General features: G+C 60.4%; 23 protein-coding genes and 1 riboswitch. Of the genes, 9 read left to right on the plus strand and 14 right to left on the minus strand.

Annotated features, from left to right (window positions below; genetic code table 11):
- Window positions 1-111: 111 nt before the first annotated feature.
- Genes ureG through FHW76_RS23635 form a run of 7 tightly spaced genes read right to left on the minus strand, consistent with a single transcriptional unit; the run spans window position 112 to window position 5,062 of the window.
- The gene (ureG, locus tag FHW76_RS23605; protein WP_002916877.1) at window positions 112-729 is read right to left on the minus strand and encodes an urease accessory protein UreG; all 618 of its coding nucleotides are present in this window, start codon (window positions 727-729) and stop codon (window positions 112-114) included.
- Between the two features lie 8 nt (window positions 730-737).
- Window positions 738-1,412, minus strand: a complete 675-nt coding sequence (locus FHW76_RS23610; protein ID WP_008806535.1) for an urease accessory protein UreF — start codon at window positions 1,410-1,412, stop codon at window positions 738-740.
- A gap of 1 nt (window position 1,413) precedes the next feature.
- Window positions 1,414-1,890: an urease accessory protein UreE gene (gene ureE, locus FHW76_RS23615; protein ID WP_008806534.1), complete on the minus strand. Its 477-nt coding sequence runs from the start codon at window positions 1,888-1,890 to the stop codon at window positions 1,414-1,416.
- A gap of 9 nt (window positions 1,891-1,899) precedes the next feature.
- Window positions 1,900-3,603 (minus strand): urease subunit alpha, encoded by a 1,704-nt coding sequence (gene ureC / locus FHW76_RS23620; RefSeq protein WP_008806533.1) that lies wholly within the window; start codon window positions 3,601-3,603, stop codon window positions 1,900-1,902.
- Window positions 3,596-3,916, minus strand: coding sequence for an urease subunit beta (locus FHW76_RS23625; protein WP_008806532.1), 321 nt, complete (start codon window positions 3,914-3,916; stop codon window positions 3,596-3,598). The genes ureC and FHW76_RS23625 overlap by 8 nt, the downstream gene beginning before the upstream one ends.
- A 9-nt stretch (window positions 3,917-3,925) precedes the next feature.
- Window positions 3,926-4,228, minus strand: a complete 303-nt coding sequence (locus FHW76_RS23630) for an urease subunit gamma (protein WP_002916871.1) — start codon at window positions 4,226-4,228, stop codon at window positions 3,926-3,928.
- Between the two features lie 9 nt (window positions 4,229-4,237).
- Complete coding sequence (locus FHW76_RS23635) at window positions 4,238-5,062, minus strand: urease accessory protein UreD (protein WP_022064950.1); 825 nt, start codon at window positions 5,060-5,062, stop codon at window positions 4,238-4,240.
- Here FHW76_RS23635 and FHW76_RS23640 point away from each other — a divergent pair.
- Complete coding sequence (locus FHW76_RS23640) at window positions 5,052-5,198, plus strand: hypothetical protein (protein ID WP_012540536.1); 147 nt, start codon at window positions 5,052-5,054, stop codon at window positions 5,196-5,198. The genes FHW76_RS23635 and FHW76_RS23640 overlap by 11 nt on opposite strands.
- A gap of 10 nt (window positions 5,199-5,208) precedes the next feature.
- On the opposite strand, the gene FHW76_RS26725 is transcribed toward FHW76_RS23640, so the two are convergent.
- Window positions 5,209-5,304: a hypothetical protein gene (locus tag FHW76_RS26725; protein ID WP_394852814.1), complete on the minus strand. Its 96-nt coding sequence runs from the start codon at window positions 5,302-5,304 to the stop codon at window positions 5,209-5,211.
- A 155-nt stretch (window positions 5,305-5,459) separates the two neighbouring features.
- Window positions 5,460-6,077, minus strand: coding sequence for a glycerol-3-phosphate 1-O-acyltransferase PlsY (gene plsY, locus FHW76_RS23645; RefSeq protein WP_008806530.1), 618 nt, complete (start codon window positions 6,075-6,077; stop codon window positions 5,460-5,462).
- Window positions 6,078-6,184: 107 nt separating this feature from the next.
- Here plsY and folB point away from each other — a divergent pair, with 107 nt between their 5' ends.
- Together folB and bacA are read left to right on the plus strand one after the other, a co-directional pair.
- Window positions 6,185-6,568: a bifunctional dihydroneopterin aldolase/7,8-dihydroneopterin epimerase gene (gene folB, locus FHW76_RS23650; protein WP_004150923.1), complete on the plus strand. Its 384-nt coding sequence runs from the start codon at window positions 6,185-6,187 to the stop codon at window positions 6,566-6,568.
- A gap of 197 nt (window positions 6,569-6,765) precedes the next feature.
- Window positions 6,766-7,587, plus strand: coding sequence for an undecaprenyl-diphosphate phosphatase (gene bacA / locus FHW76_RS23655; RefSeq protein ID WP_008806529.1), 822 nt, complete (start codon window positions 6,766-6,768; stop codon window positions 7,585-7,587).
- 11 nt (window positions 7,588-7,598) lie between these two features.
- Here the strand turns inward: bacA and FHW76_RS23660 are convergent, their stop codons facing one another.
- Complete coding sequence (locus FHW76_RS23660) at window positions 7,599-8,840, minus strand: multifunctional CCA addition/repair protein (protein WP_008806528.1); 1,242 nt, start codon at window positions 8,838-8,840, stop codon at window positions 7,599-7,601.
- A gap of 61 nt (window positions 8,841-8,901) precedes the next feature.
- Window positions 8,902-9,522, minus strand: a complete 621-nt coding sequence (locus FHW76_RS23665) for a TIGR04211 family SH3 domain-containing protein (RefSeq protein WP_008806527.1) — start codon at window positions 9,520-9,522, stop codon at window positions 8,902-8,904.
- Window positions 9,523-9,736: 214 nt separating this feature from the next.
- Here FHW76_RS23665 and FHW76_RS23670 point away from each other — a divergent pair, with 214 nt between their 5' ends.
- Genes FHW76_RS23670 through hldE form a run of 3 tightly spaced genes read left to right on the plus strand, consistent with a single transcriptional unit; the run spans window position 9,737 to window position 15,385 of the window.
- Window positions 9,737-11,035: an inorganic triphosphatase gene (locus FHW76_RS23670; RefSeq protein WP_022064948.1), complete on the plus strand. Its 1,299-nt coding sequence runs from the start codon at window positions 9,737-9,739 to the stop codon at window positions 11,033-11,035.
- Window positions 11,036-11,055: 20 nt separating this feature from the next.
- A complete protein-coding gene (gene glnE, locus FHW76_RS23675) occupies window positions 11,056-13,893 on the plus strand; it encodes a bifunctional [glutamate--ammonia ligase]-adenylyl-L-tyrosine phosphorylase/[glutamate--ammonia-ligase] adenylyltransferase (RefSeq protein WP_012540540.1) in 2,838 nt (945 codons plus the stop codon).
- A gap of 58 nt (window positions 13,894-13,951) precedes the next feature.
- Window positions 13,952-15,385 carry a bifunctional D-glycero-beta-D-manno-heptose-7-phosphate kinase/D-glycero-beta-D-manno-heptose 1-phosphate adenylyltransferase HldE gene (hldE, locus tag FHW76_RS23680; RefSeq protein ID WP_012540541.1) on the plus strand — a complete coding sequence of 478 codons (1,434 nt, stop codon included), beginning with the start codon at window positions 13,952-13,954 and terminating at the stop codon, window positions 15,383-15,385.
- A gap of 77 nt (window positions 15,386-15,462) precedes the next feature.
- On the opposite strand, the gene FHW76_RS23685 is transcribed toward hldE, so the two are convergent.
- Entirely contained in the window at window positions 15,463-15,612 is a 150-nt protein-coding gene (locus tag FHW76_RS23685) for a hypothetical protein (protein ID WP_004144536.1), read from the minus strand.
- On the opposite strand from FHW76_RS23685, the gene glgS reads away from it, so the two are divergent.
- The gene (gene glgS / locus FHW76_RS23690) at window positions 15,604-15,801 is read left to right on the plus strand and encodes a cell surface composition regulator GlgS (protein WP_004205248.1); all 198 of its coding nucleotides are present in this window, start codon (window positions 15,604-15,606) and stop codon (window positions 15,799-15,801) included. The genes FHW76_RS23685 and glgS overlap by 9 nt on opposite strands.
- Before the next feature lie 35 nt (window positions 15,802-15,836).
- On the opposite strand, the gene ubiK is transcribed toward glgS, so the two are convergent.
- On the minus strand, window positions 15,837-16,109 hold the full coding sequence (gene ubiK / locus FHW76_RS23695) for a ubiquinone biosynthesis accessory factor UbiK (protein WP_008806522.1): 273 nt from the start codon (window positions 16,107-16,109) through the stop codon (window positions 15,837-15,839).
- 120 nt (window positions 16,110-16,229) lie between these two features.
- Window positions 16,230-16,381: riboswitch (FMN riboswitch) on the plus strand.
- Between the two features lie 105 nt (window positions 16,382-16,486).
- On the opposite strand from ubiK, the gene ribB reads away from it, so the two are divergent.
- A complete protein-coding gene (gene ribB / locus FHW76_RS23700; RefSeq protein ID WP_004174356.1) occupies window positions 16,487-17,140 on the plus strand; it encodes a 3,4-dihydroxy-2-butanone-4-phosphate synthase in 654 nt (217 codons plus the stop codon).
- 61 nt (window positions 17,141-17,201) lie between these two features.
- Here the strand turns inward: ribB and zupT are convergent, their stop codons facing one another.
- On the minus strand, window positions 17,202-17,972 hold the full coding sequence (gene zupT / locus FHW76_RS23705; protein ID WP_008806521.1) for a zinc transporter ZupT: 771 nt from the start codon (window positions 17,970-17,972) through the stop codon (window positions 17,202-17,204).
- 186 nt (window positions 17,973-18,158) lie between these two features.
- On the opposite strand from zupT, the gene ygiD reads away from it, so the two are divergent.
- A complete protein-coding gene (ygiD, locus tag FHW76_RS23710; RefSeq protein WP_008806520.1) occupies window positions 18,159-18,950 on the plus strand; it encodes a 4,5-DOPA dioxygenase extradiol in 792 nt (263 codons plus the stop codon).
- The last annotated feature ends 16 nt before the right edge of the window (window positions 18,951-18,966 follow it).

The following is an 18,966-nucleotide window of genomic DNA, read 5'->3' on the forward strand; positions in this document are numbered from 1 at the left end:
CTTATGCCATATTGCAGGGCAGGCGTGGCGGGGAGGATGGTGCAGGGTGATAGAAGAGAGAGCAGGGGCTGCACCATCCGGACGCGCCTGCGCCCGGCTGGTGCAACAGGCCTATTTGCCGAGCATGCCTTTGTCTTCAAGGAAGGCGATAATGGTGCTCAGGCCGTCGCCCTGCTTCAGGTTGGTGAAGGTCCATGGGCGATCGCCGCGCATACGCTGGGTATCGCTTGCCATCACCTCCAGCGACGCGCCCACATAGGGGGCAAGGTCGGTTTTATTGATCACCAGGAAATCGGATTTGGTGATCCCCGGTCCGCCTTTGCGCGGGATCTTCTCCCCTTCGGCCACGTCGATGACGTAGATGGTCAGATCCGCCAGCTCCGGGCTGAAGGTGGCGCTCAGGTTGTCGCCGCCGCTTTCCACGAAGATAAGGTCGAGGTTACCGAACTTTTCACTCAGCGCTTCCACGGCGGCGAGGTTCATTGAGGCATCTTCGCGGATCGCCGTATGCGGGCAGCCGCCGGTTTCCACACCGACGATGCGTTCAGGCGCCAGCGCGCCCGCTTCGGTGAGGATGCGCTGATCTTCTTTGGTATAGATGTCGTTAGTGACCACCGCCAGCTGCCAGGTATCACGCATCGCTTTGCACAGCGCTTCCAGCAGAGCGGTTTTACCGGAGCCGACCGGGCCGCCGACGCCGACGCGCAGCGGGTGTTTATAAGAGTTCATGGCTTCTCCTAGGAACGGAATAATCGGGAGTATTGGGTTTCATGCCGGGCCGAGGCGATAGCGGCGAGCGGGGTGGCCGATCCGATATCGCCGTCCGGCGCGGCCAGCGCGCGGGGCATCTCGGCCGCGTAGTGGTCGCAAAGACGTAAAATCAGCTGCTGGGCGGCCTGCTGACCGAAGGGCACCAGCTTGACGCCGGCCATCACGGCGCTCTCAATCCAGCTGTAGCCCAGGCTGAGGGCCATCTCGGGCAGCGCGATGCGCCAGCGCACGCCGAGCCAGGCCATCCCGGCGAGCTGGCTTTGCTGGCACAGCGTGCGCCACGCCGGCGGACAGTCCGGCTGCCAGTCGCTCAGCAGACGGGCAAACGCCGCGCCGCGGTTGCGCTCTTCCTCCCGCAGTTCACGAGTTTCCCGGCAGGCCAGCAGATAGGCGGTCCAGCGCTGGGCCGCAGCGATATCGCCTTGTTCGCAGGCGCGGTACAGGCGGGCGAACAGCGGCAGGTCAACGGTAAAAAAGCCTTCCGTCATCTGGCGTCGCTGCCAGCGCTCGAAGGCCGCGACGTCCGGCACCCAGCCGGCTTCCACAGCCCACTCCAGCCCCTGGGACCAGCTGTAACCGCCTATCGGCAGGTTGCTGCTGGCCAGCTGCATCAGCCGCAGGCGTTGTTCCGCTGTCGACATGCTAGTGGCTGTGAGCGTGGTGGGCATGATGAGCATGATGATGACCGTGGCTTTCGCTGGCGTAAGCGCCGGCTTCCGGCTCGAACGGCAGCTGGCCAAAGGTCACCGTCAGGCCGAACTGGCGCAGCATATCGTCCAGCACGTGATCGTGATGGTAGCGCAGCTCGCCCGGCATGATCTGCAGCGGCACGTGACGGTTGCCGAGGTGGTAGCAGGCCTTCGCCAGCATAAACGGATCGTCGCAGCGCACTACCGACACCCCTTCATCAGCGGCAATCACCTGCACAAACTCGGTGCCTTCTTCGTTGCTGAGCACATCGCCGCCGCGCAGCAGCAGGCCGCGGGGCAGCAGCAGACCGGCTTCCCGGCCATCGTTGAGGGTGACCTTAACCCGGCTTTTGACGCGAACGTCAATCGGCAGCGTAACGCTGGCGGTCGCGGCGGCGGGGGTCTCCAGACGTTGAGTTAAATAAAGCATCCGCTCTCCTTAAAACAGAAAATATCGTTGCGCCATCGGCAGAACGTCTGCCGGCTCGCTGGTGATGAGTTCGCCATCCACCCGCACCTCATAAGTCTGCGCGTCGACGGTGATGTTAGGCTGCAGGCTGTTGTGCACCATGTCGGCTTTCTGCACCGTACGGCAGCCTTTTACCACGGCGATCGCGCTGCGCAGGTTCAGCCGTTCGGCAACGCCGTTGTCCGCCGCCGCCTGCGACAGGAAGGTGAGGCGGCAGTGATGGCGGGCGCTGCCCAGGGCGCCAAACATCGGACGGTAGTGCACCGGCTGCGGGGTCGGAATCGAGGCATTGATATCGCCCATCGGCGCGATGGCGATCATGCCGCCTTTGATCACGGTGGCCGGTTTCACACCAAAGAAGGCTGGTGACCAAACTACGAGGTCCGCCAGCTTACCCACCTCAATGGATCCGACTTCGTGCGCGATGCCGTGGGTCAGCGCCGGGTTGATAGTGTATTTGGCGATGTAGCGCTTCACACGGAAGTTGTCGTTATCCCCGGTCTCTTCCGCCAGCGCTCCGCGCTGCACCTTCATGCGGTGCGCCACCTGCCAGGTGCGGAGGACCACTTCCCCGACGCGACCCATGGCCTGCGAATCGGAGGAGGTGAGCGAGAAGGCGCCGAGGTCGTGCAGCACGTCTTCCGCGGCGATGGTTTCCCGGCGAATGCGCGATTCGGCAAAGGCCACGTCCTCAGCAATGTCCGGGTCCAGATGGTGGCAGACCATCAGCATATCGAGATGTTCATCGATGGTGTTGAGGGTGTAGGGCAGCGTTGGGTTGGTGGACGACGGTAAAATGTTCGGGTGGGCGCAGGCGGTGATGATGTCCGGCGCATGGCCGCCGCCGGCCCCTTCGGTATGGAAGGTGTGAATAGTGCGCCCGCCGATGGCGGCGAGGGTGTCTTCCACAAAACCGGACTCATTGAGGGTGTCGCTGTGCAGGGCGACCTGAATGTCCATTTCATCGGCGACGGTTAACGCACAGTCGATCGCCGCCGGCGTGGCGCCCCAGTCCTCGTGGATTTTCAGGCCAATGACGCCCGCCGCCACCTGCTCGCGCAGGGCATCCGGCTGAGAAACGTTGCCCTTGCCCAGCAGGCCGATATTGACCGGCAGGCTGTCGGCCGCCTGCAGCATGCGTGAGATATACCACGGGCCCGGAGTACAGGTGGTGGCGTGGGTGCCCGCGGCCGGGCCGGTGCCGCCGCCGACCATGGTGGTCACGCCGGAGACCAGCGCCTCTTCCGCCTGTTGCGGACAGATCCAGTGAATATGGGTATCGATCCCGCCGGCGGTGACGATCTTGCCTTCGGCGGCAATCACTTCCGTCGCGGCGCCGATGGGGATGGTGACGTTGGGCTGGATATCGGGATTACCGGCTTTGCCGATGGCGAAGATCCGCCCGTCCTTCACGCCGATATCGGCCTTGACGATCCCCCAGTGATCAACGATCAGCGCGTTGGTGAGCACCAGGTCGACACAGTCGGCGGCCAGCATCTGTCCCTGACCCATCCCGTCGCGGATCACTTTGCCGCCGCCGAATTTGACCTCTTCTCCGTAGGTGGTCAAATCATCTTCCACCTCGATCCACAGCTCGGTATCGGCCAGGCGCACCTTGTCGCCGACGGTGGGGCCGAACATATCGGCATAGGCCTGGCGTGAAATATTACTCATCGTTTGCCTCCAGAGGGCCCATGACCTCGCCGCGGAAGCCGAAGACAGCGCGGTGACCGGCGAAGGCCACCAGCTCGACCTCGCGTTTCTGGCCGGGTTCAAAACGTACCGCCGTGCCGGCCGGGATATTCAGACGATAGCCAGTGACCTGCTGACGGTCGAACTTCAGCGCCGGGTTGACCTCGGCGAAATGGTAGTGCGAACCGACCTGAATCGGTCGATCGCCGTGGTTCTCAACGACCACGCGGCAGGTCGCCCGGCCGGTATTCAGGGCTATCTGACCGGGCTTAACGTGATATTCACCGGGGATCATGGCGCTACCTCAGATTATCGGGTTGTGAACGGTGACCAGCTTCGAACCGTCCGGAAAGGTGGCTTCGACCTGGATATCCGGGATCATTTCCGGGACGCCCTCCATCACCTGCTCGCGGGTCAGGACGTGACGGCCTTCCTCCATCAGTGAGGCCACGCTTTTGCCGTCGCGGGCGCCTTCCATAATAAAGGCGCTGATGAGGGCCACGGACTCCGGATAGTTGAGCTTCAGGCCGCGGGCCAGGCGGCGTTCCGCCACCAGCGCGGCGGTAAACAGCAACAGCTTGTCTTTTTCTCGGGGGGTCAGTTCCATAACGTTCTCTTAAGTCAGCCAGATTCGGGGAAGTACGGGGGATTTGCCGGTGAGATGAGGGCGCAGAAACTGCCAGACGTCGCGCATCACCTGTTGGCAAATCAGATTATCGTCACTGAGGAAACGCACCGTCAGCAGGCGGTCGGTCAGGCTGGCGCCAGCGTAGAGACCGAGCGGCGCCAGCGCGTCGCGCACCCCGTCGAGCAGGGCATCGGTAGCCGGATAGCACAGCAAAGTGCCGACCCAGGGACGTTCGGCGACGCTGGACAGCTCTCCCTCCTGCAGGTGCAGGCGCTCAACCAGCAGCGGTATCTCATCCACCCACACTTCCAGCCGGTTGCTGAGGGTGCCGTGGCTGAAGGTTTCACCAATCACCGGGCGGCCAAGGCAGAGTAGATCCCATGCCAGCAGCGTGCTGGAGGCGCAAAGATGAAAGGTGGTGGACAGCCGGGCATTGGCCCCGGGAAAGAAGATGGCATCCTGCGGGAGCCACTCCAGGGTCGTCTGCGGGGCGAGGGTCAACTGCTGGCGCAATAGCGCTTGCGCACCGCTGCTGCGGTAAAACTTGCTGGCGCCAGGCATGGTTATCAGCGTATGGCAGCCGGGGTCAAGATGGGCGCTAATTGTCAGCTCATCACCGCCGACGATGCCACCGGGCGGGTGAAGCAGATAGAGGTGACAGGTCTCTTCTTCCGGGTAAAACGGGCGCTGGACGGTCAGCGGGCCGACGTGTTGGGCGCTGGCGAGAACGGTCTTGCCTCCGGCCTGCTGAAAGCGGAGATCCAGCGTAGCCTGCCAGCCTTTTTTGAGTGGTGGTAACACGGTGCCGTGCAATGTTGCGCCCCTGCAAAATCAAGATAAAACAGCAGCAATGAGTATTGATCGGCGGGAGTTTATCCCGGTCATACGAAACGCTTATGTCATTCGTTACCCGGCGCGTCGCGACGGGCGCGAGGGGAAAGCGGTATAACCGCTCCGGATTATTCACCCGGATAATCTTTGCCGTCAATATCCTTATCCGCTGACTGGCCGCGGCGGATAAAGCGGGAGGGCGGGCCCGTCCTCGATGCCAGCAGGCGGCGGAACTTTTGCTTTTAGTTGCCGATAACGCGTTGTTATAAAAGGGGGATGCGGCGATTACCGCGTATCATGACGACGTGGAGCAAAAGTGCGGGTGAGATGGGCAAACAGGCCCGGGGATCCTCCCGGCAGACGGGGCCGGGAGGGGAGATTATTTCTGCTCTGGCGCTTTTTTCTTCTTCATCCGGGTCCAGATTTTGCTCTCCTGGCGGCGCCACAGACGCTGAATGTTGTCGTGATGGCGCAGGAGGATCAGGCAGGAGAGCATCGACACCGGAAAAGTGTACTGCGGTTTAAACCACCAGACGTAGAAAGGCGCGATAAGCGCGCTGACGATAGCGCCAAGGGATGAGTAGCCGCTGAGCAGGATGGTCAGCAGCCAGGTACCGGCCATCACCCCGGTCAGATCGAGACCGATGGGGGCGATAGCGCCGAAGGCCGTGGCGACGCCTTTACCGCCGCGGAAATGAAAGAAGACTGGCCAGATATGGCCCACGCAGGCGGCAATCGCCACTAACCCCAGCCAGAACGGCGTAAGGCCCAGCGCCCAGGCGCCCCACACCGGGAGCATGCCCTTCAGCACATCAAAAATAAGTACCGCTACGGCCGCCCCTTTTCCGCCAATTCGTAGTACGTTAGTGGCCCCGGGGTTGCCTGAGCCGCTGTCGCGTGGGTCGGGCAGGCCAGCAAGGCGACATACCAGAATGGCGCTGGAAATGGAGCCGCAGAGGTAGGCGAGGAGTACCAGTCCAGGCGCGATTGCACTCATAACGCTGTTCCGTTTTGAAAATGTCGTTGTATTCTCTGCATCTGTGGATAATACGCATAATTCGCCGGAAGTGGTATCCGGTTTAGCTAAAAAGCAGGCAGGGCGTGATGGATATTGTATTTATAGAGCAACTTTCGGTAATCACCACCATTGGTGTTTATGACTGGGAACAAACCATTGAGCAGAAGCTGGTGTTCGATATCGAAATTGCATGGGATAACCGCAAGGCGGCCGCCAGCGATGATGTCAGCGACTGCCTCAGCTATGCTGATATCAGCGAGCGAGTGATCGCGCATGTGGAGGGGGGAAAATTCGCGTTAGTGGAGCGGGTGGCGGAAGAAGTGGCCGACCTGCTGCTGGAAACATTCCAGTCGCCATGGGTGCGTATTAAAGTCAGCAAACCTGGCGCCGTGGCCCGCGCGGCAAATGTCGGTGTGATTATTGAACGTGGCCTTAATCTGAAACAAAACTTTTCAGGTCATACTTGTTAAACAAATTGCGTTTATACCGGTCATAGCATCCGGTCATCAGGCAATTTTACTGGCGATGTCCTTCCAGAACGGTGGACGAATCCGCGTGTACTTCCTGTACGCTGCGGATTACGCGCGCTCTGGCTGTCGGGTTGCGCCTGTTGATCGATAATGTGTTCCTGGTTTTTTTCATTTTACTTTTTAAAGGGTTTAATTGAATGAGCGATATACACTCGCTGCTGGTGGCGGCAATATTGGGTGTGGTTGAGGGGTTGACAGAGTTTTTACCTGTTTCCAGTACCGGTCATATGATTATTGTTGGTCACCTGCTGGGGTTTGAAGGTGATACGGCAAATACCTTTGAAGTGGTTATTCAGCTAGGCTCGATACTCGCCGTAGTGGTGATGTTCTGGCGTCGTTTGTTCGGTCTGATCGGCATCCATTTCGGCAGGCCGCCGGAGCATGAAGGCAAAGGCAGCGGTCGCTTGTCGCTTATCCATATCCTCCTCGGCATGATCCCCGCGGTGGTGCTGGGGCTGATTTTCCACGACACCATTAAATCCTTATTTAACCCGGTAAACGTGATGTACGCCCTGATTGTCGGCGGCGTATTGCTGATTGCGGCAGAAGTACTCAAGCCGAAACAGCCGCGCGCGGTCGGGATTGACGATATGACCTATCGTCAGGCGTTTGTCATCGGCTGCTTTCAGTGTCTGGCGCTGTGGCCGGGGTTCTCGCGCTCGGGGGCGACTATCTCCGGCGGCATGCTGATGGGCGTCAGCCGCTACGCGGCGTCGGAGTTCTCTTTCCTGCTGGCGGTACCGATGATGATGGGCGCCACCGTGCTGGACGTCTACAAGAGCATCGGCTTCCTGAACATGGGCGATGTGCCGATGTTTGCCGTCGGCTTCGTGATGGCGTTTATCGTGGCGCTGATTGCGATTAAAACCTTCCTGCAGCTGATCAAGCGGATCTCGTTTATCCCGTTCGCTATCTACCGCTTTATCGTGGCGGCAGCCGTTTACGTGGTCTTCTTCTAAGACCAGTGCCCTCAGCCTTGCGGCTGGGGGCAACGCTGTTCCTTCCACTGCGCCACCGCAGCAATTCTCCGCCGCGTCAGCTCTTCGCGAATTTCCGCCCCTTTAAAGCCCGCCGCCACGACCTCTTTGGTGGAGACAGACTGCGCCACTTCCCAGGCCTCCAGAAGCAGGCGCCCTTGCGGGTAATCGCTGGCCTCGAAACCGGTGCGTCCGCGGACGTCGGCTTCGCTGGTGAGGGCGATCTGCTGCACGCGCTGCGGTTTGCGCCAGGCGTCAATGCTGTCGAAGAGTTTGACGAGGGTTTTCGGCTGCAGGATCGGCAGGGTGTGGATCAAGTCATGGTACTCCGCCACCAGTTTCGCGAGATCGCGGATATCGTTTGGCACCCGCAGACGCGCGCAGATCTGTTCTACCAGCTTGACGCCCGCCGGGCCATGGCCGTGGTGACGCGGCCAGAGCGCTTTCGGCGTCAGTCCTTTACCGAGGTCATGACACAGGGTGGCGAAACGCACGTCGACATCCGGCGACAGCATCGCGGCCATCGTGACGGTCATCAGGGTGTGCAGGCCGGTATCGATTTCCGGGTGCCACTTCGCCGGGGCCGGCACGCCGTACAGCGCGTCAATTTCCGGAAACAGCACCTTAAGAGCCTGGCAGTCGCGCAGCGTCTGGAAAAAGACCTGCGGATTGCGGGTGGTTAACGCGCTTTCCGTCTCTTTCCACACCCGCTCCGGCGTTAAATGCGCCAGCTCACCGGCCTCAACCATCGCATGCATCAGGGCCTGGGTTTCTTCGGCAATGCGAAAGCCCAGATGCGCATAGCGGGCAGCAAAGCGCGCCACACGCAGCACGCGCAGCGGATCTTCGCTAAAGGCGGGAGAGACATGGCGCAGCAGGCGCAGGCGAAGATCGTTTTGCCCGCCGTAGGGGTCGATGATCGTGCCATCGGCATCCTGGGCGAGGGCGTTGACCGTCAAGTCGCGGCGCAGCAGATCGGCTTCGAGGGTCACGTCCGGGGCGGCATAGCAGGTAAAACCGGTATAGCCCGCGCCGGATTTGCGCTCGGTACGGGCCAGGGCATACTCCTCCCGGCTTTGCGGATGGAGGAACACGGGAAAGTCGCGGCCTACCTGTTGGTAGCCCGCGTCAAGCATCTGTTGCGGGGTGGCGCCCACCACCACCCAGTCTCGGTCTTTGACCGGCAGCCCTAATAGCGCATCGCGCACCGCACCGCCGACCAGATAGCTCTTCACGCCCGATTCTCCCGTATCTGTTTTTCGCAAGATGATACGTAAGTCTGGCAGAGAAGACGAATTAGTTCATCCACCGGTCTTTACGTTTGCGGCTTGGCACCAGATGCGGCAGCACCAGACCCAGCAGCAGACCGACGCCGAGCACGCCGCCGCCGTACATGAACCACTGCATGATAATGGTGCGCTGTTTGTCATCAAGCTGCAGATTCGCCGCATTCACCTTCTTCTGCGCGACCACCAGCTCGTTTTTCAACTTCTGGTTCTCGTCCTTCAGCGCGTTAATCGCGCTGTCGCTGCCGGCGACTTTCTTCTGCATATCCGCCGTGCGCTGGTTCCAGGTGGCGTCGATGTTGTTCAGCTTATCGGTCAGCGTTTTGACCTGGTTTTCCAGATCCGGGACGCGGGTGCGCAGGCTGGGCTCATTGCTCAGCTCTTTCAACGGGATCCAGGCGGTACGGCCATTGCTGTCGCGGACCTGCGCGTAACTGGTGCTGTCGTTCGTTTGCAGCACCGACACTTCTTCCCCGGCGTTGATGGTGCCGACCAGACGATAATTATCGCCCGGGCCGCTGCGAACCCAGGTGTTCAGCTCATCGGAAACGTAGCGCTTTTCTTCTGCGTGAACCGCCGTAGCGGCGCTAAGCGCGAGCAAAGTAAAAGTAATCAGGCGTAATTTTGGCATCAGGTCATCGTTTGGTCATAAAAAGTGGAACGATAGTAGAGGCATCGCCAGAGCGACGCAAAGTTTTCCACCACAATCGGAATCATCCAGGAGGTGGCCCGGCAAAAAGCGCGTTGCATGGCGATTCGCCGCAAAATACTATCTACTGACAAAAAATATCGTCGTAAGTTCGCCGCAATTTGTCGGCGCAGCACAGAAGCGGAAGAATTCAGTCATGGCTCAAGAAATCGAACTCAAGTTTATCGTCGCTCAGAATGGGGTAGAGACGCTGCGCGAGCAGCTCAATGCGCTCGAGGCGAAACATACGCCTGCGGGCCAGTTACTGAACATTTATTACGAAACCGCCGATAACTGGCTGCGTCGTCACGATATGGGGCTGCGCATCCGCGGCGACCAGGGGCGTTATGAAATGACGCTGAAAATTGCCGGCCGGGTGGTAGGGGGGCTGCACCAGCGTCCGGAATACAATATCCCACTGGATAAACCGGAGCTGGCGCTTGAGCGCCTGCCGGCGGAGGTCTGGCCGCAAGGCGAGCTCCCGGCCGCGCTGGCGGAGCATGTCCAGCCGCTGTTCAGCACTGATTTTGCTCGTGAACGTTGGGTGATACAGGAAGGGAATAGTGAGATTGAGATCGCCCTCGATCGCGGCGAAGTGAAGGCTGGCGAACATCAGGAGCCGATCTGCGAACTGGAGCTGGAGCTGCTTGCCGGGGAGACTGCCGATCTGCTGCGCCTTGCGCACCGTCTGCTGGAGAGCGGCGTCCTGCGTCAGGGGAGCCTGAGCAAAGCCGCGCGCGGGTATCATCTGGCGCAAGGCAATGGCGAGCGTCCCGTCACCTCGCTGACGGTGCTGGCGGTGGCGGCGAAGGCCAGCGTGGAGCAAGGGCTGGAGGCGGCGCTGGAGAGCGCCCTGGCGCACTGGCTGTATCACGACGAAGTATGGCTGCGCGGCAATGCGAAAGCCAAAGCGGAAATCCTGCTGGCGTTAGCCCGCGTGCGCCATACCCTCGTGCTGTTCGGCGGCATCGTGCCGCGTAAGGCGACCACCCAGCTCCGCGCGTTGCTGAACGACGCCGAAGCCGTTCTGCTGGCCGCGGACACCGCCGACGAGGCGTTATTCCGCACCGAGGTCGTCGGCGCCAAACTGGCCCTGACTGAATGGCTGGTCCAGCGCGGCTGGCGTCCGTTCCTCAACGAGGCGGGAGAGAAAAAAATAGCCGGATCGTTCAAACGGTTTGCCGATATTAACCTCTCGCGGGTGGCAGCCGAGCTGCGCGGCGCCGTGCAGCATCTGGCGGTCGAAGATGCCGCCGACCAGTTGCCGAAGCTGTCCCGTGACATCGACAGCGTCCAGCTGCTGGCGGGCGCCTATGGCGACGCCGTCGCGCCGTGGCTGGAGAACTGGCAGGAGCTTCACCGTGCAATAGCACATGACGATCGCAGCGTCTTTGAATATTTCCGTCGCCAGGCGCTGGCTGCCGAGCCGTTCTGGCTGCATAGTGGAAAACGATAATTTCAGGCCAGGGAGCCCTTATGATGCCGCTTTCTCCGCAATTACAGCAGCACTGGCAGACGGTCGCTGACCGTCTGCCAGCGGATTTTCCCATTGCAGAACTGAGCCCACAGGCCAGGTCGGTCATGGCGTTCAGCGATTTTGTCGAACAGAGTGTGATCGCCCAGCCGGGCTGGCTGAATGAGCTTGCGGACTCCTCGCCGGAGGCGGAAGAGTGGCGGCATTACGAGGCCTGGCTGCAGGATCGCCTGCAGGCCGTCACTGACGAAGCGGGGTTGATGCGAGAGCTGCGTCTCTTCCGCCGCCAGATGATGGTCCGCATCGCCTGGGCGCAGGCGCTGTCGCTGGTGAGCGAAGAAGAGACCCTGCAGCAGCTGAGCGCCCTGGCGGAGACCCTGATTGTCGCCGCCCGCGACTGGCTCTACGCCGCCTGCTGTAAGGAGTGGGGAACGCCATGCAATGCCGAGGGCCAGCCGCAGCCGCTGCTGATCCTCGGGATGGGAAAGCTGGGCGGCGGCGAGCTGAACTTCTCTTCCGATATCGATCTGATCTTTGCCTGGCCTGAGCATGGCGCCACCCGCGGCGGCCGCCGCGAGCTGGATAACGCCCAGTTCTTTACCCGTCTGGGGCAGCGGCTGATCAAGGCCCTTGACCAGCCGACGCAGGACGGCTTTGTCTATCGGGTTGACATGCGCCTGCGGCCGTTTGGCGACAGTGGGCCGCTGGTACTCAGCTTTGCGGCACTGGAAGATTATTACCAGGAGCAGGGTCGGGACTGGGAACGCTATGCGATGGTGAAAGCGCGGATCATGGGCGATAACGACGGCGTGTACGCCAGCGAGTTGCGCGCGATGCTCCGTCCTTTCGTCTTCCGCCGTTATATCGACTTCAGCGTGATCCAGTCGCTGCGTAACATGAAAGGCATGATCGCCCGCGAAGTGCGGCGTCGCGGGCTGAAAGACAACATCAAGCTCGGCGCCGGCGGGATCCGTGAAATTGAGTTTATCGTTCAGGTCTTTCAGCTGATCCGCGGTGGTCGCGAACCTGCACTGCAGCAGCGCGCCCTGCTGCCGACGCTGGCGGCGATTGATGAGCTACATCTGCTGCCGGAAGGCGACGCGGCGCTGCTGCGCGAGGCCTATCTGTTCCTGCGCCGGCTGGAAAACCTGCTGCAAAGCATCAACGATGAACAGACCCAGACCCTGCCGCAGGATGAACTTAACCGCGCCAGGCTGGCGTGGGGGATGCATACCGAAGACTGGGAGACGCTGAGCGCGCAGCTGGCGAGCCAGATGGCCAACGTGCGGCGAGTGTTTAATGAACTGATCGGCGATGATGAGGATCAGTCCCCGGATGAGCAACTGGCCGAGTACTGGCGCGAGCTGTGGCAGGATGCGCTGGAAGAAGATGACGCCAGCCCGGCGCTGGCGCATTTAAACGATACCGACCGCCGTAGCGTGCTGGCGCTGATTGCCGATTTTCGTAAAGAGCTGGATCGGCGCACCATCGGCCCGCGCGGCCGCCAGGTGCTGGATCAGCTGATGCCGCATCTGCTGAGCGAAATCTGCTCGCGCGCCGATGCGCCGCTGCCTCTGGCGCGGATCACGCCGCTGTTGACCGGGATCGTCACCCGTACCACCTATCTTGAGCTGCTGAGCGAATTCCCCGGCGCGCTGAAGCACCTGATCACGCTCTGCGCGGCGTCGCCGATGGTCGCCAGCCAGCTGGCGCGCCACCCGCTGCTGCTGGATGAGCTGCTGGATCCCAACACCCTCTATCAGCCGACGGCGACCGATGCCTATCGCGACGAGCTGCGCCAGTACCTGCTGCGCGTGCCGGAAGAGGATGAAGAGCAGCAGCTGGAGGCGTTGCGCCAGTTTAAGCAGGCGCAGCAGCTGCATATCGCGGCGGCGGATATCGCTGGCACCCTGCCGGTGATGAAGGTCAGCGATCACTTAACCTGGCTTGCCGAAGCGATCCTCGACGCGGTGGTGCAGCAGGCATGGGGGCAGATGGTCGCTCGCTACGGCCAGCCGACCCACCTGCACGATCGCCAGGGTCGCGGCTTCGCCGTTGTCGGCTACGGTAAGCTCGGCGGCTGGGAGCTGGGCTACAGCTCCGATCTCGATCTGGTGTTCCTCCATGACTGCCCGGCGGAGGTGATGACCGACGGCGAGCGGGAGATTGACGGCCGTCAGTTCTACCTGCGGCTGGCCCAGCGGATCATGCACCTGTTCAGCACCCGCACCTCGTCCGGTATTCTCTACGAAGTGGACGCCCGGCTGCGTCCTTCTGGCGCGGCGGGGATGCTGGTCACCACCGCCGACGCGTTTGCTGACTATCAGCAGAACGAAGCCTGGACGTGGGAACATCAGGCGCTGGTGCGCGCCCGCGTGGTCTATGGCGACCCGGCGCTGCAGGCGCGCTTTGACGCCATTCGTCGCGATATCCTGACCACCCCGCGGGAGGGGACGACCCTGCAGACCGAGGTTCGCGAGATGCGCGAGAAGATGCGCGCCCACCTTGGCAACAAACATCCCGATCGTTTTGATATCAAAGCCGATGCCGGCGGGATCACCGATATTGAATTTATTACTCAGTATCTGGTCCTACGCTATGCCAGTGACAAGCCGAAGTTGACCCGCTGGTCTGACAACGTGCGTATTCTTGAGCTGCTGGCGCAGAACGACATCATGGACGAGGAGGAGGCGCGCGCCTTAACGCATGCGTACACCACCTTGCGTGATGCGCTCCATCACCTGGCCCTGCAGGAGCAGCCGGGACACGTGGCGCCAGAGGCCTTCAGCCGGGAGCGTCAGCAGGTCAGCGCCAGCTGGCAGAAGTGGCTGATGGCTTAACTATAAAATCGGGTGTGCTATTATCGCGCGCAAAGTTTGCGTCTCGCAGGAGAGAGTCATGAAAGTAACGCTGCCGGAGTTTGAACGTGCAGGAGTGTTGGTGGTGGGTGATGTGATGCTGGACCGCTACTGGTACGGCCCCACCAGTCGTATTTCCCCGGAAGCCCCGGTGCCGGTGGTGAAGGTGGAAAATATCGAAGAACGTCCTGGCGGCGCGGCAAACGTAGCGATGAACATCGCCTCCCTGGGGGCAACGTCGCGCCTGGTGGGATTGACCGGGATTGATGACGCTGCCCGCGCGCTGAGCCAGGCGCTGGCCAATGTGAATGTGAAGTGCGACTTCGTCTCCGTCCCGACTCACCCGACCATCACCAAGCTGCGGGTGCTGTCGCGCAATCAGCAACTGATCCGCCTCGACTTTGAAGAGGGCTTCTCCGGCGTGGATCCGCAGCCGATGCATGAGCGCATTCAGCAGGCGCTGGGATCCATTGGCGCACTGGTCCTCTCGGACTACGCCAAAGGGGCGCTGACCAGCGTCCAGACGATGATCAAGCTCGCCCGTGAAGCGGGCGTGCCGGTGCTGATCGATCCGAAAGGCACCGATTTCGAACGCTACCGCGGCGCGACGCTGCTCACCCCGAACCTCTCTGAGTTTGAAGCGGTGGTGGGCAAGTGTCAGGATGAAGCGGAGATCGTTGAACGCGGCATGAAGCTCATCGCCGAATTTGAACTGTCAGCGCTGCTGGTGACGCGTTCTGAGCAGGGGATGACGCTGCTGCAGCCGGGGCGTCCGCCGCTGCATATGCCGACCCAGGCCCAGGAAGTGTACGATGTCACCGGCGCCGGCGACACGGTGATTGGCGTGCTGGCGGCGACCCTGGCCTCCGGCAACACCCTGGAAGAGGCCTGCTATTTCGCCAACGCCGCGGCGGGCGTGGTGGTCGGTAAGCTGGGGACCTCCACCGTTTCCCCTGTCGAGCTGGAAAACGCGGTCCGCGGCCGGGCTGAGACCGGCTTTGGCGTGATGAGCGAAGAGGAACTCAAACAGGCGGTTGCGGCAGCGCGCAAGCGCGGTGAGAAAGTGGTGATGACCAACGGGGTCTTCGACATTCTGCATGCCGGCCATGTCTCCTATCTGGCGAATGCGCGCAAGCTGGGCGACCGTCTGATCGTGGCGGTCAACAGCGATGCCTCAACCAAACGTCTGAAAGGCGAAACCCGCCCGGTGAACCCGCTGGAGCAGCGGATGATCGTGCTGGGGGCGCTGGAGGCCGTCGACTGGGTGGTCTCCTTCGAGGAAGACACCCCGCAGCGGCTGATTGCCGGTATCCTGCCGGACCTGCTGGTCAAAGGCGGCGATTATAAGCCGGAACAGATCGCCGGCAGCGAAGAGGTCTGGGCTAACGGCGGCGAAGTGCTGGTGCTCAACTTTGAAGATGGCTGCTCGACCACCAATATTATTAAGAAAATACAAAAAGATAGCGATAAATAAGCTTTTCGCTATTCACCGGCTTGTACGGTGAAGCATCACGGCCCGCGATGGAGATATCGCGGGCCGTTTTTATTTAATCATGTGGAAAATGATTTAGCGCAATAAATAATCATGTTAAGCGCATTTTTCGTACAAATCGCGTTAAGGTAAGCGTAAATACTGAAGTGAGTAAAAGGCATATGACTGATCAGAACATCCACCGCTGAAGGAGTATGCGCATGAACCATAACGATATGTATTCAATGAAGAATTTTGATTTTTTGGCGCGGAGTTTCGCCAGAATGCACGCGCAAGGCCAGCCAGTTGATCTTCAGGCTATTGTCGGCAATATGGATGAAGAGCATCGTGAATGGTTTTGCCAGCGTTATGAACTTTACTGTCGTCAGGTAAACAGCCCGGCGGAAGCCGCCCACTAAGCCAAACGCAAAACGGGCCCCTGAGGGCCCGTTTCTTACGGCTGCTCTTCGCTGCCAGGCGTCGCTGCCTGGCGGTTTTCGAGGTCATTCAGACGCTGCTCCAGCAGCGCCAGTTTTTCGCGGGTCCGCAGCAAAACCTGAGTCTGTACGTCAAACTCTTCGCGGCTGACCAGATCCAGGCGGGTCAGCTGCGACTGCAGCGCCTGGCGGATTTTCTTCTCAACATCCTCACCCAGATCGCGAAGTCCTTTTGGCATCGACTCATGGACCTGGCGGGCGATTTGTTCAATTTTTTTCGGGTCAATCATGGTGGTTTCCTGCTCGGGTCGGATGATTGATCATTGTAGTGCGAACCAGGCCGCCTATAAACCAGAAATGTTTGAAGCTTATGCATTGCCGAGGATAGTCAATAGCGTTATAGTTATCTCGCTTATTCTCAGGGCGGGGCGAAATTCCCCACCGGCGGTAAATCAACCATTGCGTTGAAAGCCCGCGAGCGCTTCCCGTGACTACGGGAAGGTCAGCAGATCCGGTGTAATTCCGGGGCCGACGGTTAAAGTCCGGATGGGAGAGAGTAACGGCACAGTCGGGTCCAGGCCCGCTCGCGTTGACTTTTGCCGCTAAACCGGCGCTCCTAAGACTGCCCTGATTCTGGTAACCATAATTTTAATGAGGTTTTTTTACCATGAATCAGACGCTCCTTTCTTCTTTTGGTACCGCTTTTGAACGTGTGGAACACGCTTTGGACGCCCTGCGCGAAGGCCGCGGCGTGATGGTGCTTGATGATGAAGACCGTGAAAACGAAGGCGATATGATCTTCGCCGCCGAAACCATGACCGTTGAGCAGATGGCGCTGACCATTCGTCACGGCAGCGGCATTGTGTGCCTGTGCCTGACCGAAGATCGCCGCAAACAGCTGGATCTGCCGATGATGGTTGAGAACAACACCAGCGCCTACGGCACCGGCTTTACCGTGACCATCGAAGCGGCCGAAGGTGTGACCACCGGCGTCTCCGCTGCCGACCGCGTGACCACCGTCCGCGCGGCCATTGCCGACGGCGCGAAACCTTCCGATCTCAACCGTCCTGGCCACGTTTTCCCGCTGCGTGCGCAGCCGGGTGGCGTACTGACCCGCGGCGGCCACACTGAAGCCACTATCGACCTCGTGACCCTGGCTGGCTTTAAACCCGCAGGCGTGCTGTGCGAGCTGACCAACGACGATGGCACCATGGCGCGCGCGCCGGAGTGCATCAAGTTCGCTCAGCAACACAATATGGCGGTAGTCACGATTGAAGATCTGGTGGCCTATCGTCGCGAACATGAGCGTAAAGCCAGCTAAATAGCGGTTCGCTACGCCCGACCACAGCCCACTTCTTAGTGGGCTGTGTTGTTTCTGCGCTTTAACCGATGCCCATCGTCTGGAGTACCACCAGACTCAGCCCCATGACCGACATCCCGCACAAAACGCCATAGCTTGGGTTGCTTTGCGGATCGATCTCTTTCGCCAGCGGCATCAGTTCATCGACGGACAGTGCCACCATAATCCCGGCCACAGCGGCCATGATCGCTCCCATCACCAGCGGTGAGACCAGACTCCCCAGAATCAGCCACGCCAGCACGCCGCCCAAAATTTCCGCCATGCCGGAAAGCCCGGCCCAGAGTACCGCCTTGCTGCGCGACCCGGTGGCGGCATACACTGGCCCGGCAACGGCCAGTCCTTCAGGAATATTGTGCAGGGCAACGGCGAGGGCCACGCCCATGCCGAGTTCCAGGTTGTTGCTGGCCGTGACATAGGTGGCGATCCCTTCCGGGAAGTTATGCAGGCTGATACCCAACGTCAGCAGAATAGCGGTGCGACGTAAATTACGTGGACGCGGCGTGGCGGGGGTCATCAGATCCTGCGGGTGAGCGTGCGGCAGCAGGCGGTCAAGGCCGAAATAGCCCAGCAGGCCGATGACAAACATCCCGTAACCGAGCAGCGGCGACATGCCTTCGGCGGTCAGCGCGGCAGGCAGCATTTCCATCAATGAAATCAACAGCATGATCCCGGCGGCAAAGCCGAGGGAGAAGCCAAGCAGACGGTTAGAGGGTTTCTGACCAATCACGCCGAATATGGCGCCAATAAAGGTTGCGCTACCGGCTAGCAGCGTCAATATTAAGGGTGATGACATCGCTACTCTCCCTGTGAAAATAAGTGCATATGAGTATATTGCCTGAGGATGCGCGTACGGGACACGTCCCTTTACCGCGACTTACATTCAAATTTTCTGACGATCATCATCATGGTTATCTGAGTTTATCCTGGCGCAAAAGCGCGTAATGTGAGCACATCACATTGACACCCTAAGGATATCATCATGTCCCCTACCCGAATGCCCGCGTTGTTTCTCGGCCATGGCAGCCCAATGAACGTGCTGGAAGACAACATTTATACTCGCGCCTGGGCTCACCTGGGCGAAACCCTGCCGCGTCCGAAGGCGATTGTGGTGGTCTCTGCGCACTGGTTCACGCGCGGTACGGGCGTGACGGCGATGGAGGCCCCGAAGACCATTCACGACTTCGGCGGTTTCCCACAGGCGCTGTATGACACCCATTATCCGGCGCCGGGCTCTCCGGCGCTGGCGCAACGACTGGTGGAGCTGCTCTCGCCTGTGCCGGTCACTCTCGACAAAGAAGCCTGGGGATTTGACCATGGCTCGTGGGGCGTGCTGATTAAAATGTATCCGCAGGCGGATATCCCGATGGTTCAGTTGAGCATCGACAGCACCAAACCGCCGGCCTGGCATCTCGAAATGGGGCGGAAACTGGCCTCGCTGCGTGATGAAGGCATTATGCTGGTGGCCAGCGGCAACGTGGTGCATAACCTGCGCACCGCCCGCTGGCACGGCGAGAACACGCCGTACCCATGGGCAGAGTCCTTCAATAACTACGTGAAGGCGAATCTGCAATGGCAGGGGCCGGACGAGCAGCACCCGCTGGTTAACTACCTGGCACACGAAGGAGGCTCGCTCTCCAACCCAACGGCGGAGCATTTCCTGCCGCTGCTATATATCCTGGGGGCGTGGGATGGTGTTGAAGCGATTACGATCCCGGTCGATGGCATCGAGATGGGCTCGCTGAGTATGCTGTCGGTAGTGGTTGGCGCCTGATGATAGTGCGCTCCGG

This window comes from Klebsiella sp. RC2 (assembly GCF_014192815.1).
Taxonomy (GTDB): Bacteria; Pseudomonadota; Gammaproteobacteria; order Enterobacterales; family Enterobacteriaceae; genus Klebsiella; species Klebsiella variicola.